The organism is Pantoea sp. 22096 (genome assembly GCF_052045955.1).
Taxonomy (GTDB): domain Bacteria; phylum Pseudomonadota; class Gammaproteobacteria; order Enterobacterales; family Enterobacteriaceae; genus Pantoea; species Pantoea alfalfae.
This window is the reverse complement of record NZ_JBQEPW010000005.1, coordinates 16821-33087: the sequence shown is the minus strand read 5'-3', so window position 1 is coordinate 33087 and position 16267 is coordinate 16821. Positions and strand designations below refer to the sequence as shown.

Genomic DNA, 16267 nt, shown 5'->3' with positions numbered 1-16267 from the left:
TTAGCCAAAAAAAAGCCGGCTCATCGCCGGCTTGATCTGTGTGAGGAAAATTACCCTTCAGCAACGAGCACGGCAGGGATCGTGTCATCTTTACGCAGGGTTAAAATCTCACAGCCGTTTTCCGTCACCACAATAGTATGCTCATACTGTGCGGACAAGCTGCGATCTTTGGTTTTTACCGTCCAGCCATCTTTCATTGTGCGGATGCGGTAATCACCGGCATTGACCATCGGTTCTACCGTAAAGGTCATGCCCGCCTGCAGTACCACGCCGCTATCATCGGCATCGTAATGCAGCACCTGCGGCTCTTCGTGGAAGCCTTTGCCGATGCCATGACCGCAATATTCACGCACGACAGAGAAGTCGTTCGCTTCCACATACTTCTGGATAGCCCGGCCCAGCTCGCGCAGACGAATGCCAGGCTTAATCAGACGCAGGGAAAGATAGAGGCTCTCCTGCGTGACGCGGCACAGGCGTTCACCCTGAATGGTCGGCTTGCCGACGATAAACATCTTTGAGGTGTCGCCGTGGTACTCATCTTTAATCACGGTGACATCAATATTGACGATATCGCCATCTTTTAACGGGCGATCATCGCTGGGAATGCCGTGGCACACCACTTCGTTAACGGAGATGCAGACCGACTTTGGAAAGCCGTGATAGCCGAGGCAGGCAGAGATTGCCTGTTGCTTTTGGGTAATATGCTCGTGGCAGATGCGGTCCAGCTCACCGGTGGTCACACCCGGTTTCACGTAAGGTTCGATCATCTCCAGCACTTCAGCGGCCATTCGGCCCGCGACGCGCATTTTTTCGATTTCTTCAGGGGTTTTAATTGAAATTGCCATTAAATTAATCCGCAGTTGTCGAAGTTTTCGACAATAATAAGTTCTGTGCTGCCATGTTAGCAGCCAGCAAATGGGCTGCCAAATAGAGAACGCGCTGGCCTCTGTCAGCGATCATTTATTGGCGTCACTGGGCTGGTTGTGGTATAAAGCGCGCCGACGATTCTCTGTATGGCCGTTTCGGTCAGCAGGAAACGCATAACTCTCATTATGTGTACTAAAACACACATGTATCGACACATACGCCGGGGTGCCTTGAAAGAGGTCGGTCGTATGGGATACATGGAGGCCCAACCCCAATCAAACTTTAGAGGTTTTATCATGGCAACTGTTTCCATGCGCGACATGCTCCAGGCTGGTGTTCACTTCGGTCACCAGACCCGTTACTGGAACCCAAAAATGAAGCCATTCATCTTTGGTGCTCGTAACAAGGTTCACATCATCAACCTGGAAAAAACGGTTCCTATGTTCAACGAAGCTCTGGCTGAACTGAACAAGATCGCTTCCCGTAAAGGTAAGATCCTAATCGTAGGTACTAAGCGCGCTGCTGCTGAAGCGGTAAAAGAGTCTGCACTGAGCTGCGACCAGTTCTTCGTAAACCACCGCTGGTTAGGTGGCATGCTGACTAACTGGAAAACCGTGCGTCAGTCAATCAAACGTCTGAAAGATCTGGAGACTCAGTCTCAGGATGGTACTTTCGACAAACTGACCAAAAAAGAAGCGCTGATGCGTGCGCGTGAGCTGGCCAAGCTGGAAAACAGCCTGGGCGGTATCAAAGACATGGGCGGTCTGCCAGACGCGCTGTTTGTTGTTGATGCTGACCACGAACATATCGCAATCAAAGAAGCAAACAACCTGGGTATCCCGGTATTTGCTATCGTTGATACCAACTCAGATCCAGATGGCGTTGATTTCGTTATCCCAGGTAACGACGATGCGATCCGTGCTGTAAACCTGTACCTGACTGCCGTTGCGACCACCGTTCGCGAAGGCCGCTCTCAGGACCTGGCTGAGCAAGCTGAAGAAGCGTCTTTAGAAAACGCTTAATTAAGGTTTGCTCTGCATAAGAGCCCTTAGCATTCAGATGTGATCTGTAAGGGGCCTATAGTGGCCCCTTTATTTATCTCAGTCTGTTACGCCCCCAACCGGACGGCGGGACAGAGTAAATTTTCCGCAAATAAGTGTCTGCAGGTACCTATGTACACAGGCACGAACCGAGGATTCTGGAATGGCTGACATTACCGCTGCATTGGTAAAAGAACTGCGCGAGCGTACTGGCGCTGGCATGATGGATTGCAAAAAAGCGCTGACTGAAGCGAACGGCGACATTGAGCTGGCGATTGAGAACATGCGTAAGTCTGGCGCAATCAAAGCAGCGAAAAAAGCAGGCAACGTTGCTGCTGATGGCGTAATCAAAACCAAAATCGTTGGAGACTATGGCGTGATTCTGGAAGTGAACTGCCAGACTGACTTCGTAGCAAAAGATGGCGGTTTCCAGGCGTTCGCAGACAAAGTTCTGGATGCGGCTGCCGCTGATCGCGTCACTGACGTTGAAGTCCTGAAAGCGCAGTTCGAAGAAGAGCGCGTTGCACTGGTTGCGAAAATCGGTGAGAACATCAACATCCGTCGCGTTGCAATCCTGGAAGGCGCAGAACTGGGCAGCTACCTGCACGGCGCGCGTATCGGCGTTCTGGTTTCAGCGAAAGGCGCTAACGAAGATCTGATCAAACAGATCGCGATGCACGTTGCAGCGAGCAAGCCTGAATTCGTTAAGCCAGAAGACGTTTCTGCTGACGTGGTTGATAAAGAGTACCAGGTTCAGCTGGACATCGCGATGCAGTCTGGCAAGCCAAAAGAGATCGCAGAGAAGATGGTTGAAGGCCGTATGAAGAAATTCACCGGTGAAGTCTCTCTGACGGGTCAGGCTTTCGTTATCGACCCAAGCAAAACCGTTGGCCAGGCTCTGAAAGAGCAGGGCGCTGACGTCATCAACTTCATCCGCTTCGAAGTGGGCGAAGGCATCGAGAAAGTTGAGTCTGACTTCGCTGCAGAAGTTGCAGCAATGTCCAAACAGTCTTAATGCTCTGAAAGAACCGCCAGATGGCGGTTCTTTTTTGTCTGTGAATCGCAACAGACACGTTTTCAGTTTCATCCCAATAGCATTTTCTTTGCGGTAAGCGGATGATCGATCAGAATTTACTTCTCCTTTACACCCAATCTTCCAGGAAGAACTGACCATGGCGACCAACGCAAAACCTGTTTATCAACGTATCCTGCTTAAACTCAGCGGCGAAGCTCTGCAAGGCGCTGAAGGTTTTGGTATCGACGCGAGTGTGCTTGACCGCATGGCACAAGAGGTAAAAGAGCTGGTTGAGCTGGGCATCCAGGTTGGCGTGGTAATTGGCGGAGGGAACCTGTTCCGCGGCGCGAGCCTGCAGCAGGCAGGGATGAACCGTGTCGTAGGTGACCACATGGGTATGCTGGCGACCGTGATGAACGGCCTGGCGATGCGTGATGCACTGCACCGCGCCTATGTGAATGCACGCCTGATGTCAGCGATTCCACTGAATGGCGTCTGTGACAACTACAGCTGGGCAGAAGCGATCAGCCTGCTGCGTAACAACCGCGTAGTCATCTTCTCCGCCGGTACCGGCAACCCGTTCTTTACCACCGACTCTGCGGCGTGTCTGCGCGGCATTGAGATTGAAGCGGACGTGGTACTGAAGGCGACCAAAGTTGACGGCGTCTACTCTGCCGATCCGGTGAAAAGCCCGGATGCGACACTGTATGATCAACTGACCTATGCCGAAGTCCTGGATAAAGAGCTGAAAGTGATGGATCTGGCGGCCTTTACCCTGGCGCGTGACCACAAATTACCTATCCGTGTTTTCAACATGAATAAACCTGGCGCACTGCGTCGCGTAGTGATGGGTGAAAAAGAAGGTACCCTGATTACGCATTAATACCCGAGGCGAGATAAAATAAGGTATATTCTGTCAGCGCGATGAGAATGCATCGCGCACCAGTCAGGATTATCGATGATTATCGATCCCGCTTCCGGTTATGCCGGAACTGGCCAGGTCAAACCGAATCCAAGGGTTTCAACGTGATTAACGACATCAAAAAAGATGCTGACACGCGCATGGAAAAATGCGTTGAAGCATTCAAAACGACCATCAGCAAAGTGCGCACCGGTCGTGCGTCACCTACGCTGCTCGACGGCATCGTCGTCGAATATTACGGCACGCCGACGCCACTGCGTCAGCTGGCTTCTGTCACTGTGGAAGATTCACGCACGCTGAAAATCAACGTGTTCGATCGTTCACTGAGTCCGGCAGTCGAAAAAGCGATCATGAAGTCTGATCTCGGTCTGAACCCAAGTTCAGCCGGTACTGACATCCGTGTTCCGCTGCCAGCGCTGACAGAAGAGCGTCGTAAAGATCTGATTAAAATCGTGCGCGGCGAAGCCGAGCAGGGCCGTGTGTCGGTACGTAACGTCCGTCGCGATGCCAACGATAAAATCAAAGCGCTGCTGAAAGATAAAGAAATCAGTGAAGACGACGAACGTCGTGCGCAGGACGAAGTGCAAAAAATGACCGATGCGTATATCAAGAAAGTTGATGCTGCACTGTCAGAAAAAGAGACGGAGTTGATGGATTTCTGATTCCATCACTGCCGGACAAAACGCCGTACAGAGAGGTATTCATATGAATGCGACATCTGGCGGCGTTTTACATTGTGCCTGCGGGCACGCTGACTTCACACGGATAGCCTCATGAAGCGATTAACTCTGCTGGGATCCACCGGCTCGATCGGCACCAGTACGCTGGCGGTGGTTCGCGCCAACCCAGAGCTTTATCAGATTACGGCGCTGGTTGCCGGCCATAACGTGGCGCTGATGGCCGAACAGTGTGCGGCCTTTACGCCACGCTACGCCTGCATGGCAGACGAGGCTTCTGCCGCTGCGCTACGTGAGCGACTGAGAGCAATCAGGGTCAATACTGAAGTGCTCTCCGGCGTTCAGGCAGCCTGTGAGCTGGCTGCGCTGGATGAGGTGGATCAGGTGATGGCGGCCATTGTCGGTGCATCAGGTTTACTGCCAACGCTGGCCGCCATTCGCGCCGGTAAAACGGTGCTGCTGGCCAACAAAGAATCGCTTGTCACCTGCGGCCGTTTGTTTATGGAGGCGGTGCGTCATCATAACGCGCAGTTACTACCGGTCGACAGCGAGCATAACGCCATTTTTCAGAGTTTACCGGCTACCATCCAGCATCAGTTAGGTTACGCTGACCTGCGGGATAATGGCATTGAGTCAATTATCCTTACGGGATCGGGTGGTCCTTTTCGTGACACAGATTTAGCAGATCTCAGCGCCATGTCGCCAGATCAGGCCTGTGCACATCCGAACTGGTCGATGGGGAGAAAAATCTCCGTCGATTCGGCCACCATGATGAATAAAGGTCTTGAGTACATTGAAGCCCGTTGGTTGTTTAATGCCAGCGCAGCGCAGATGGAAGTAATCCTTCACCCACAGTCGGTGATTCACTCCATGGTGCGATACTGCGATGGCAGCGTGCTGGCTCAGTTAGGTTCTCCCGATATGCGTACGCCCATTGCCCATAGCATGGCGTGGCCTTCGCGCATCAAAGCAGGCGTGACGCCGCTGGATTTTACCCGCATGTCGGCGCTGAGCTTTGCAGAACCTGATTTTAGTCGCTATCCCTGCCTGAAGCTGGCCATTGATGCCTGTGAGGCAGGGCAGGCGGCGACCACCACGCTGAATGCAGCCAACGAGGTTGCCGTCGCGGCTTTCCTGAATCACCAGATCCGCTTCACCGACATCGCGGCGCTTAATAGCGCGGTGATGGCGGCACAAGTGTGTCCGGAGCCGGATTCGGTGGACGCTGTCCTTGAAATTGATCGCTCCTCGCGCGCGCTGGCGGCAGAAATGTTGCCGCGCTTCACGTCGTGAAGCCGATCGTTATGAGGCCATTTGTTCGCTTCAGGTGAAAATGGTATAGTCGCTGGCTCGCGTTTCACGGTCTGTCACCGAATTCGGTGTGGCCCGGCACCAAAAGCGTGTCGGGATTTGAACCGGGCGCAATGTATTCAGAAACCACAGCATTTCTGATGAAAGGAATTGGTTAAGCGTTATGTCGTCTAACAATCACAACAACACTGATGACCAGCAGGGAAACGGTCCGCGCCATGTCGCTATCATCATGGATGGCAACGGTCGCTGGGCCAAAAATCAGGGAAAATTGCGCATTTCAGGCCACAAAGCGGGCGTTAAATCGGTGCGCCGTGCCGTCAGCTTTGCGGTCAGCAACAATCTTGAAGCCCTGACGCTTTACGCCTTCAGCAGTGAAAACTGGAGCCGTCCGGCACAGGAAGTCACCGCGTTAATGGAACTGTTTGTCTGGGCGCTCGACAGCGAAGTTAAAAGCCTGCACAAACACAATGTTCGCTTACGCGTCATTGGCGATACCAGCCGTTTCAGCCCGCGTATTCAGGAACGTATTCGCCGTTCTGAGACGCTGACCGCAAATAATAGTGGCCTGACGCTCAACATTGCTGCCAACTATGGCGGCCGTTGGGATATTATCGAAGGCGTGAAAAAACTGGCTGAGCAGGTGCAGGAAGGATTACTGCGTCCTGACCAGATTACCGAAGAGAGCCTGACGTCGCAGCTCTGTATGCAGGAGCTGGCGCCAGTGGATTTAGTGATAAGGACCGGGGGAGAGCATCGGATTAGCAACTTCCTGCTGTGGCAGATTGCCTATGCTGAATTCTATTTTACCGATGTGCTCTGGCCGGATTTCGATGAACACGTTTTTGAAGGTGCACTGAATGCATTCTCTCTGCGGGAGCGTCGTTTTGGCGGCGCTGCACCAGGCGGCGCCTGAGCAATCTGGGGGTAACCTTTGCTGAAGTCTCGTCTGATTACCGCGTTGATATTAATTCCGCTGGTAATCGCTGCACTGTTCTGGTTACCACCTGTGGGCTTTGCTCTCACTACCATCGTTATCTGTATGCTGGCCGCCTGGGAATGGGGTCAGTTTGCAGGCATGGCATCACGGCAACAGCGCGTCTGGCTGGCTGTACTTTGTGGTCTGCTGCTGGCGCTGATGCAGTTTACGCTGCCACCTTATCAACATACGGTGCATCTGCCACAGATCGCGACATCGCTTTGGGCGTCGCTGGTGTGGTGGGGCGCTGCACTGCTGCTGGTGCTCTCCTATCCCGCTTCTGCGGCCTTCTGGCGCCATTCGCGTCCCCTTCGCTTACTGTTTGGCGTATTAACGCTGGTCCCGTTTTTCTGGGGCATGGTGGCGCTGCGCCAGTATCACTATGACACCGACCACTTCGCCGGTGCCTGGTGGCTGCTGTTTGTGTTGCTGCTGGTGTGGGGAGCGGATTCAGGTGCCTATATGTTTGGCAAGATGTTCGGCAAGCACAAGCTGGCGCCAAAGGTCTCACCAGGCAAAACCTGGGAAGGCTTCCTGGGCGGTCTGGTCACCTCGGCGCTGATTGCAGTGCTGTTTGCGACGCTGGCGCCACTGACGGTTTCCACCGGTACGCTGGTGATTTGCGCGATTATCGCGACGCTGGCTTCCGTGCTGGGCGACCTCACTGAGAGCATGTTTAAACGTGAAGCGGGCATCAAAGACAGTGGTAATCTGATTCCTGGTCACGGCGGCATTCTTGATCGTATTGATAGTCTGACTGCGGCGGTGCCGGTGTTTGCCTGTTTATTGCTGCTGGTGTTCCGCACCCTTTAAGGACAGGCAAAGATGTTGAGCATAATCTGGAGTTTCTTCGCCTTTATCGTTGCGCTGGGCGTGTTGATTACCGTTCATGAGTTTGGCCATTTCTGGGTCGCTCGTCGCTGTGGCGTCAAAGTTGAGCGCTTTTCCATTGGGTTTGGTAAGTCGCTCTGGCAGCGCCGTGATCGCCACGGCACGGAATTTGTCATCGCGCTGATTCCCCTTGGTGGCTACGTTAAAATGCTCGACGAACGTGTCGAAAGCGTACCAGCCGAGCTGCGTCATCAGGCTTTTAATAATAAAGCTGTCTGGCAACGCGCCTCCATCATCGCGGCAGGTCCTGTCGCTAACTTCCTCTTTGCCATCTTTGCTTACTGGGTTGTGTTTATTCACGGCGTGCCGGGTGTGCGCCCGGTGATCGGTGAAATTTTAAACGGTTCGGTGGCTGCGGAAGCGCAAATTGCGCCCGGCATGGAACTTAAGGCCGTTGACGGTATCGAAACGCCTGACTGGGATGCTGTGCGTATGGCGCTGGTGGGTAAAATCGGCGACAGCAGCACCACGTTAACGGTGGCACGATTTGGCGAGGATGCGACTCAGCAGAAGCAGCTGGATTTGCGTAACTGGCAGTTTGAGCCTGATAAGCAGGATCCGGTCGTCGCATTAGGCATTCAGCCTCGCGGTCCGCAAATTGAGACCACACTGGCAGAAGTACAGGCGAATTCGCCAGCCAGTGAAGCCGGTTTGCAAGCAGGCGACAGGATCGTTAAAGTCGATGGTCAGCCATTATCGCAGTGGCAGACATTTGTGACCCAGGTCCGGGACAATCCCGGCAAAAGCATGACGCTTGAGGTGGATCGCGGCGGTGAGTCAATTGCGCTGACGATGACGCCAGAAGCGAAAGCTGGCACGACAGCGGGCTTTGCGGGTGTGATTCCGCGCATTGTTCCGCTGCCCGAAGAGTACAAGACGGTAAGGCAGTATGGCGCGTTTGCGGCTATCGGTGAGGCCAGTGTAAAAACCTGGCAGCTGATGAAGCTCACCGTTTCCATGCTGGGCAAGTTAATAACCGGTGATGTGAAGCTGAACAATCTGAGCGGGCCAATCTCGATTGCGCAGGGTGCAGGGTTGTCAGCAGAATATGGGTTGATTTATTACCTGATGTTCCTGGCGTTGATTAGCGTCAACCTGGGCATTATCAACCTGTTCCCTTTGCCGGTTTTAGATGGTGGGCACCTGCTGTTCCTGGCGATCGAAAAGATCAAAGGTGGACCGGTGTCCGAGCGAGTTCAGGACTTTAGTTATCGCATCGGCTCAATTTTGCTGGTGCTGTTAATGGGGCTTGCACTTTTCAATGATTTCTCACGTTTGTAACCGCTGGAACGCGAACATTCGAGGGATGTGTTAGGAAAACGCATAACAACGATGGCGATGAAAAAGTTGCTCATAGCGTCGCTGCTGTTTAGCAGCGCCACCGTTTACGGTGCAGACGATTTCGTGGTGAAGGATATTCATTTCGAAGGGCTGCAGCGAGTCGCCGTCGGCGCGGCTCTGCTGAGCATGCCAGTACGGGTTGGCGATACGGTGAATGACGATGATGTCAGAAATACCATTCGCTCGCTGTTCGCTACTGGCAACTTTGAGGATGTTCAGGTCCTGCGAGACGGTACAACGCTGATTGTCCAGGTCAAAGAACGTCCTACCATTGCCAGCATTACCTTCACCGGTAACAAAGCGGTGAAAGAGGATCAGCTCAAACAAAATCTGGAAGCTTCAGGCGTCCGTGTCGGCGAAGCGCTGGACCGTACTACTATCTCTTCTATCGAGAAGGGACTTGAAGACTTCTATTACAGCGTCGGTAAATATACCGCTAACGTGAAAGCCGTGGTCACGCCACTGCCGCGTAACCGCGTTGATCTGAAGCTGGTCTTTACGGAAGGTGTCTCTGCGAAAATTCAGCAGATCAACATCGTCGGTAATAAAGCCTTCAGCTCAGATGAACTGATCTCCCGCTTCCAGCTGCGCGATGAAGTGCCATGGTGGAACGTGGTGGGCGATCGTAAATACCAGAAGCAGAAACTGGCGGGCGACCTCGAAACCCTGCGCAGCTTCTATCTGGATCGCGGTTATGCACGTTTCAACATCGATTCGACCCAGGTCAGCCTGACGCCAGATAAAAAAGGCATCTACATCACGGTGAATATCACCGAGGGCGATCAGTACAAAATCGCTGGTGTAATCGTCAATGGCAGCATGGCGGGCCATTCAGCAGAAATTGAACATCTGACCAAAATTCCGGCAGGCGAGCTTTATAACGGTGCCAAAGTCACGAAAATGGAAGATGACATCAAGAAACTGCTGGGCCGCTATGGCTATGCCTATCCGCGCGTAGCCACACAGCCTGAAATCAATGACACCGATAAAACCGTCAAACTGCATATCAATGTGGATGCGGGCAATCGTTACTACGTGCGTAACGTCCGTTTCGAAGGCAATGACACGTCAAAAGACTCGGTGTTACGTCGCGAAATGCGTCAGATGGAAGGTGCATGGCTGGGCAGCGATCTGGTTGAACAGGGTAAAGAGCGTTTGAACCGTACCGGTTACTTTGAAACCGTGGATGTGGATACGCAGCGTGTACCAGGTGCGCCGGACCAGGTTGATGTGGTCTACAAGGTTAAAGAGCGCAACACCGGCACCTTCAACTTCGGCGTCGGTTATGGCACTGAAAGTGGTGTGAGCTTCCAGGTCGGGGTAACGCAGGATAACTGGCTGGGCACCGGTAATACCGTGGGCATCAGCGGGACCAAAAATGATTATCAGACCTATGCTGAATTCTCGCTTACTGACCCTTACTTCACCGTTGATGGTGTGAGTCTGGGTGGTCGTCTGTTCTACAACGACTTCAAAGCGGACAATGCGGACCTTTCTGACTATACCAACAAAAGTTATGGTCTGGATGGCACGCTTGGCTTCCCGGTTAACGAAAACAACACCTTGCGTGTCGGTCTTGGCTATGTCCACAACGACCTGTCAAACATGCAGCCGCAGGTTGCGATGTGGCGTTATCTGGATTCAGTCGACAAGCCGCAACAGCTTAATGATAAAGGCGAATTCTCAGCCGATGACTTCACCTTTAACTACGGCTGGACTTACAACACGCTGGACCGCGGCTTCTTCCCGACATCCGGTAACCGTACCAACCTGAATGGTAAGGTAACGATTCCAGGCTCAGATAACAGCTTCTATAAGGCCACGCTGGACACTCAGCAGTATGTGCCGATTAACCAGGATCGTACCTGGGTGCTGCTGGGCCGTGGTCGTGTCGGTTATGGCGATGGACTCGACGGCAAAGAGATGCCGTTCTATGAGAACTTCTACGCCGGTGGTTCGAGCACCGTGCGTGGCTTCCAGTCCAACACCATTGGACCGAAAGCGGCTTACTACAATAACAACTCGTCGAACTGCCGAATTGCCGATCCGAATGGCGTCTGTAAGTCTGACGATGCGGTGGGCGGTAACGCCATGGCGATTGCCAGTCTTGAGCTGATTACGCCAACGCCGTTCCTGAGCGAAAAGTATGCTAACTCGGTGCGTACCTCGGTGTTTGTCGATGCCGGTACCGCGTGGGATACCCATTGGGAAAATACGGATCAAACGCGCGCAGCGGACATTCCCGACTACAGCGATCCTAACAATATCCGCGTATCAAGCGGTGTGGCGCTGCAGTGGATGTCACCGCTCGGTCCGCTGGTGTTCTCGTACGCCCAGCCGATTAAGAAAGTCGATGGAGACAAGTCAGAGCAGTTCCAGTTTAACATTGGTAAAACCTGGTAATGTTCTGAGCATGGATGCATAGCTGAAGTCTTGCTGCCGGGCAGCACCTGTTGCTGTTCCGGAGCAAACACTGTGTCGCTGACACAAACGTTGATGGTAAGGAGTTTATAGTGAAAAAGTTGTTGTGTGCCGCAGGTCTGGGTCTTGCTTTAGCGGTCTCCGCTGGTGTTCAGGCTGCCGACAAAATTGCAGTGGTAAACGTGTCCAGCATTTTCCAACAGTTACCGCAACGTGCGACTGTTGCTAAACAGCTGGAAAACGAGTTCAAAGGCCGTGCAACTGAGTTGCAGAGCCAGGAGCGCGATCTGCAGACCAAAATGCAGCGTCTGCAGCGTGACGGTTCTACCATGAAGGCCAGCGAACGCAGCCGTATGGAAAAAGATGTCATGTCTCAGCGTGAAGCCTTCTCTTCAAAAGCGCAGGCTTTTGAGCAGGATAATCGCCGTCGTCAGATGGAAGAGCGTAACAAGCTGCTGAGCCGTATTCAGGATGCCGTTAAGAAAGTCGCTGACAGCGATGGTTATGACGTCGTGATCGACGCTAACGCGGTGGCTTATGCATCAAACGCAAAAGACATCACTGCTGACGTGCTGAAACAGGTTAAATAATTCATGTCATCTATTCGACTGGCTGATTTAGCCCAGCAGTTGGATGCAGAATTGCACGGAGATGGCGATATCGTCATCTCCGGCATTGCTTCTATGCAATCCGCCACAACTGGCCAAATCACTTTTCTTGCAAACAGCCGTTACCGCGAGCAACTCGCCCTGATAAAGGCCTCAGCCGTGGTGCTGACGGAAGCGGATCTGGAGTGGTGCAAAACCGCAGCCCTGGTAGTCAAAAACCCCTACCTGACCTATGCGCGTATGGCACAGATACTCGATACCACCCCACAGCCAGCGCAGAATATCGCCCCAAGCGCGGTAATCGATCCCTCAGCCCGACTTGGCAATAACGTTGCCATTGGTGCCAATGCGGTGATCGAAGCGGACGTTGAGCTGGGTGATAACGTGGTCATTGGTGCGGGATGCTTTGTTGGCAAAAAAACCCGTATCGGCAGCGGAACCCGCCTCTGGGCCAACGTCTCGGTTTATCACGAGATCGAAATCGGCCAGGATTGTCTGATTCAGTCAGGTACCGTCATCGGTTCTGATGGTTTTGGCTACGCCAATGATCGCGGTAACTGGGTGAAAATCCCGCAGTTAGGCGCGGTAATTATCGGTGATCGCGTCGAAATAGGTGCCTGCACTACCATCGATCGCGGTGCGCTTGATAACACTCTGATCGGCAATGGTGTTATCATAGACAACCAGTGCCAGATCGCTCACAACGTAGTTATTGGCGACAATACTGCGGTTGCAGGCGGTGTGATCATGGCGGGTAGTCTGAAGATTGGACGTTACTGTATGATTGGCGGTGCCAGCGTCATTAACGGCCATATGGAAATCTGTGACAAAGTAACGGTGACCGGTATGGGTATGGTCATGCGTCCTATCACAGAGCCTGGTGTCTATTCGTCAGGCATTCCGCTGCAACCCAACAAAACCTGGCGCAAAACTGCAGCGCTGGTGATGAACATCGATGATATGAGCAAACGCTTAAAAGCCATCGAGCGCAAGGTCGGCAAAGACGACTAACCGCCATCCCAAAACTGACCGGCTTTCATAATAAAAATGTTAAGCAGGGAAGCCCGGCGCCACAGAACCTATTTGCGGCCTGCGGAAGATCATTTTGATCTGTGCAGGCCGTGTTATTGACGTCATCAGATTTTTAGGACAGGAAGAGTATTTTGACTACTGAAACTCATACTCTGAAAATTGAAGAGATTTTAGAGCTGCTGCCGCACCGCTATCCGTTTCTATTGGTAGACCGCGTGCTGGAATTTGAAGAGCACAAATACCTGCGTGCAGTGAAGAACGTTTCTGTTAATGAACCGTTTTTCCAGGGGCACTTCCCTGGTAAACCGATTTTTCCTGGCGTTCTGATACTGGAAGCGATGGCGCAGGCCACCGGTATTCTGGCGTTTAAAAGCGTAGGTAAACTGGAACCAGGTGAACTCTATTACTTTGCCGGTATCGACAGTGCCCGTTTCAAGCGCCCTGTGGTACCAGGCGATCAGATGATCATGGAAGTCACTTTCGAGAAAACCCGCCGTGGTCTGACCCGCTTTAAAGGCGTGGCGACTGTCGATGGTAAAATCGTTTGTGAAGCGACCATGATGTGTGCCCGTAGCCGGGAGGCATAATTCGTGATTGATCCAACCGCCACTATCCATCCCAGTTCAGTCATCGAAGAGGGCGCTGTTATTGGCGCCCGCGTTCACATTGGCCCTTTTTGCTTTATTGGCGCGAATGTGGAGATCGGTGAAGGAACGGTACTGAAGTCACACGTTGTGGTTAATGGCCACACGCGCATCGGTAAAGATAATCAGATCTATCAGTTCGCCTCGATTGGTGAAGTGAATCAGGATCTGAAATATGCCGGTGAGCCAACGCGGGTTGAGATCGGCGATCGCAACCGCATCCGTGAAAGCGTGACGATTCATCGCGGCACCACGCAGGGGGGCCATGTCACCACCGTGGGCAGCGATAATCTGCTGATGGTAAATGTCCATATTGCGCATGACTGCGTGATTGGCAACCGCTGTATCTTCGCTAACAACGCCACCCTGGGTGGTCACGTGACGGTCGATGATTTCGCCATTATTGGCGGCATGACAGCGGTACATCAGTGGTGCATCATCGGTGCTCACGTGATGGTAGGTGGCTGTTCCGGCGTGGCGCAGGATGTGCCGCCTTACGTTATTGCGCAGGGCAACCACGCGACGCCGTTCGGAATCAATATTGAAGGTCTTAAGCGCCGTGGCTTCAGCAAAGAGTCGTTGCACGCCATTCGCAACGCCTACAAGCTGCTCTACCGCAGCGGCAGAACGCTGGAAGAAGTGAAGCCGGAGATTGAAGCCATCGCGCAGCAGCACAGCGAAGTGCAGCCTTTCTACGACTTCTTCACCCGTTCAACCCGTGGATTAATTCGTTAATCCATGTCAGCGCGTCCTTTAACGATTGCCCTGGTCGCCGGAGAAACCTCCGGCGATATTCTTGGTGCGGGTCTCATTCGTGCCCTGAAAGCCCGTCATCCTGATGCACGCTTTGTCGGCGTGGCGGGCCCACTGATGCAGGCTGAAGGGTGCGAAGCCTGGTATGAGATGGAAGAGCTGGCGGTGATGGGCATTGTCGAGGTGCTGGGTCGCCTGCGACGTCTGCTGACAATCCGCCGCGATCTCACCCGGCGCTTTACCGGACTCAGACCCGATGTCTTTGTCGGCATTGATGCGCCCGATTTCAATATCACGCTGGAAGGCAATCTCAAACGCACGGGCATTCGCACGATCCACTATGTCAGCCCTTCGGTGTGGGCATGGCGGCAAAAGCGCGTGTTTAAGATTGGTCGTAATACCGATCTGGTACTGGCCTTCCTGCCGTTTGAAAAAGCTTTCTACGATCGCTATAACGTTCCCTGTCGCTTTATCGGCCACACCATGGCGGATGCCATGCCGCTGCAACCCGACAAACTGGCTGCGCGCCGTCATCTCGGTATTGCCGATGATGCACTGTGTCTGGCCCTGCTGCCCGGCAGCCGTGGTGCGGAAGTGGAAATGCTCAGCGCTGATTTCCTGAAAACAGCTCAACTGTTGCGTCGTCACTATCCGGCGCTGGAAATCGTGGTGCCGCTGGTTAATGCCCGTCGTCGCGAACAGTTTGAGAAAATCAAAGCCGACGTCGCTCCCGAACTGCCGATGCATCTGCTGGATGGTCAGGGACGTGAAGCGATGATTGCGAGTGATGCCGCACTCCTGGCGTCAGGTACTGCCGCACTGGAGTGCATGCTGGCAAAATGCCCTATGGTCGTCGGTTATCGAATGAAGCCGGCCACGTTCTGGCTGGCGAAACGGCTGGTAAAAACGCCTTACGTCTCGCTGCCAAATTTGCTGGCCGGGCGTGAGCTGGTCAAAGAGTTACTGCAGGATGAGTGTCAGCCAGAAGCCCTGGCCGCGGCATTAGATCCGCTGCTGCATGCCGGGCCTGAGCGCGAAACCCTGCTGCAGACGTTCCATGAATTACATCAACAGATCCGCTGGCACGCCGATGAGCAGGCAGCGGATGCGGTACTGGAGCTGGTGAATGCCTGATTTTATCTATCCTGTCGCCAGGCTGATTGCCGGTGTGGACGAAGTGGGGCGCGGTCCGCTGGTCGGCGCGGTCGTCACTGCTGCAGTCATCCTCGACCCGGCTAATCCGATTACCGGCCTGGCTGATTCCAAAAAACTGTCGGAAAAGCGCCGCCTGTCGTTGTATGACGAAATCAAAGAGAAGGCGCTGGCATGGAGTCTGGGACGTGCAGAACCTGAAGAGATCGACCAGCTCAACATCCTGCATGCCACCATGCTGGCGATGCAGCGCGCGGTCGCTGGCCTGAGTATCCAGCCCGACTATGTACTGATTGATGGTAATCGTTGCCCGGCGCTGCCCATGCCTTCACAGGCTGTCGTCAAAGGGGATAGCCTGGTGGCCGAAATCAGTGCAGCCTCCATCATCGCCAAAGTATCGCGCGATCGCGAGATGGCCGAGCTGGATCTGCTTTTCCCGCAGTATGGCTTTGCGCAGCACAAAGGTTATCCGACGGCGCTGCATATGGAAAAACTGACGCAGTATGGCGCCACGCCGCACCACCGTCGCAGTTTTGCGCCTGTACGCAACGCGCTGCTCGACGCTGAAGTACTGGCTGCCCGCCAGACCCTTACGCTTTAATAGCCTGACGCTG

16 protein-coding genes are annotated in these 16267 nt (G+C 53.5%); 15 read left to right on the top strand and 1 reads right to left on the bottom strand.

Annotated features, from left to right (window positions below; translation table 11 throughout):
- Positions 1-50 precede the first annotated feature (50 nt).
- Entirely contained in the window at positions 51-845 is a 795-nt protein-coding gene (map, locus tag ACTJKZ_RS16285; RefSeq protein WP_161735485.1) for a type I methionyl aminopeptidase, read from the bottom strand.
- A 318-nt stretch (positions 846-1163) separates the two neighbouring features.
- Here map and rpsB point away from each other — a divergent pair, with 318 nt between their 5' ends.
- The 15 genes from rpsB (at position 1164) to rnhB (ending at position 16254) form a co-directional block, all read left to right on the top strand.
- A complete protein-coding gene (gene rpsB, locus ACTJKZ_RS16280) occupies positions 1164-1889 on the top strand; it encodes a 30S ribosomal protein S2 (RefSeq protein ID WP_031375276.1) in 726 nt (241 codons plus the stop codon).
- A gap of 181 nt (positions 1890-2070) precedes the next feature.
- On the top strand, positions 2071-2922 hold the full coding sequence (gene tsf / locus ACTJKZ_RS16275) for a translation elongation factor Ts (RefSeq protein WP_013356839.1): 852 nt from the start codon (positions 2071-2073) through the stop codon (positions 2920-2922).
- Positions 2923-3079: 157 nt separating this feature from the next.
- On the top strand, positions 3080-3805 hold the full coding sequence (pyrH, locus tag ACTJKZ_RS16270; RefSeq protein ID WP_013356840.1) for a UMP kinase: 726 nt from the start codon (positions 3080-3082) through the stop codon (positions 3803-3805).
- Between the two features lie 143 nt (positions 3806-3948).
- Complete coding sequence (frr, locus tag ACTJKZ_RS16265) at positions 3949-4506, top strand: ribosome recycling factor (RefSeq protein ID WP_161735487.1); 558 nt, start codon at positions 3949-3951, stop codon at positions 4504-4506.
- A 111-nt stretch (positions 4507-4617) separates the two neighbouring features.
- A complete protein-coding gene (gene ispC / locus ACTJKZ_RS16260; RefSeq protein ID WP_161735489.1) occupies positions 4618-5814 on the top strand; it encodes a 1-deoxy-D-xylulose-5-phosphate reductoisomerase in 1197 nt (398 codons plus the stop codon).
- 181 nt (positions 5815-5995) lie between these two features.
- Positions 5996-6748 (top strand): (2E,6E)-farnesyl-diphosphate-specific ditrans,polycis-undecaprenyl-diphosphate synthase, encoded by a 753-nt coding sequence (gene ispU, locus ACTJKZ_RS16255; protein WP_009091989.1) that lies wholly within the window; start codon positions 5996-5998, stop codon positions 6746-6748.
- Between the two features lie 18 nt (positions 6749-6766).
- Entirely contained in the window at positions 6767-7624 is an 858-nt protein-coding gene (gene cdsA, locus ACTJKZ_RS16250) for a phosphatidate cytidylyltransferase (protein WP_161735491.1), read from the top strand.
- A gap of 12 nt (positions 7625-7636) precedes the next feature.
- Entirely contained in the window at positions 7637-8983 is a 1347-nt protein-coding gene (rseP, locus tag ACTJKZ_RS16245) for a sigma E protease regulator RseP (protein WP_161735492.1), read from the top strand.
- Between the two features lie 51 nt (positions 8984-9034).
- On the top strand, positions 9035-11446 hold the full coding sequence (gene bamA, locus ACTJKZ_RS16240) for an outer membrane protein assembly factor BamA (protein WP_222924509.1): 2412 nt from the start codon (positions 9035-9037) through the stop codon (positions 11444-11446).
- A 110-nt stretch (positions 11447-11556) separates the two neighbouring features.
- Complete coding sequence (skp, locus tag ACTJKZ_RS16235; protein WP_003852644.1) at positions 11557-12054, top strand: molecular chaperone Skp; 498 nt, start codon at positions 11557-11559, stop codon at positions 12052-12054.
- Between the two features lie 3 nt (positions 12055-12057).
- Positions 12058-13083, top strand: a complete 1026-nt coding sequence (gene lpxD, locus ACTJKZ_RS16230) for a UDP-3-O-(3-hydroxymyristoyl)glucosamine N-acyltransferase (protein ID WP_013356846.1) — start codon at positions 12058-12060, stop codon at positions 13081-13083.
- Positions 13084-13235: 152 nt separating this feature from the next.
- Positions 13236-13691, top strand: a complete 456-nt coding sequence (fabZ, locus tag ACTJKZ_RS16225) for a 3-hydroxyacyl-ACP dehydratase FabZ (protein WP_003852639.1) — start codon at positions 13236-13238, stop codon at positions 13689-13691.
- A 3-nt stretch (positions 13692-13694) separates the two neighbouring features.
- Positions 13695-14483 carry an acyl-ACP--UDP-N-acetylglucosamine O-acyltransferase gene (gene lpxA, locus ACTJKZ_RS16220; RefSeq protein ID WP_013356847.1) on the top strand — a complete coding sequence of 263 codons (789 nt, stop codon included), beginning with the start codon at positions 13695-13697 and terminating at the stop codon, positions 14481-14483.
- 3 nt (positions 14484-14486) lie between these two features.
- Positions 14487-15635 (top strand): lipid-A-disaccharide synthase, encoded by a 1149-nt coding sequence (gene lpxB / locus ACTJKZ_RS16215; protein WP_161735496.1) that lies wholly within the window; start codon positions 14487-14489, stop codon positions 15633-15635.
- The gene (rnhB, locus tag ACTJKZ_RS16210) at positions 15628-16254 is read left to right on the top strand and encodes a ribonuclease HII (RefSeq protein ID WP_161735498.1); all 627 of its coding nucleotides are present in this window, start codon (positions 15628-15630) and stop codon (positions 16252-16254) included. The genes lpxB and rnhB overlap by 8 nt, the downstream gene beginning before the upstream one ends.
- The last annotated feature ends 13 nt before the right edge of the window (positions 16255-16267 follow it).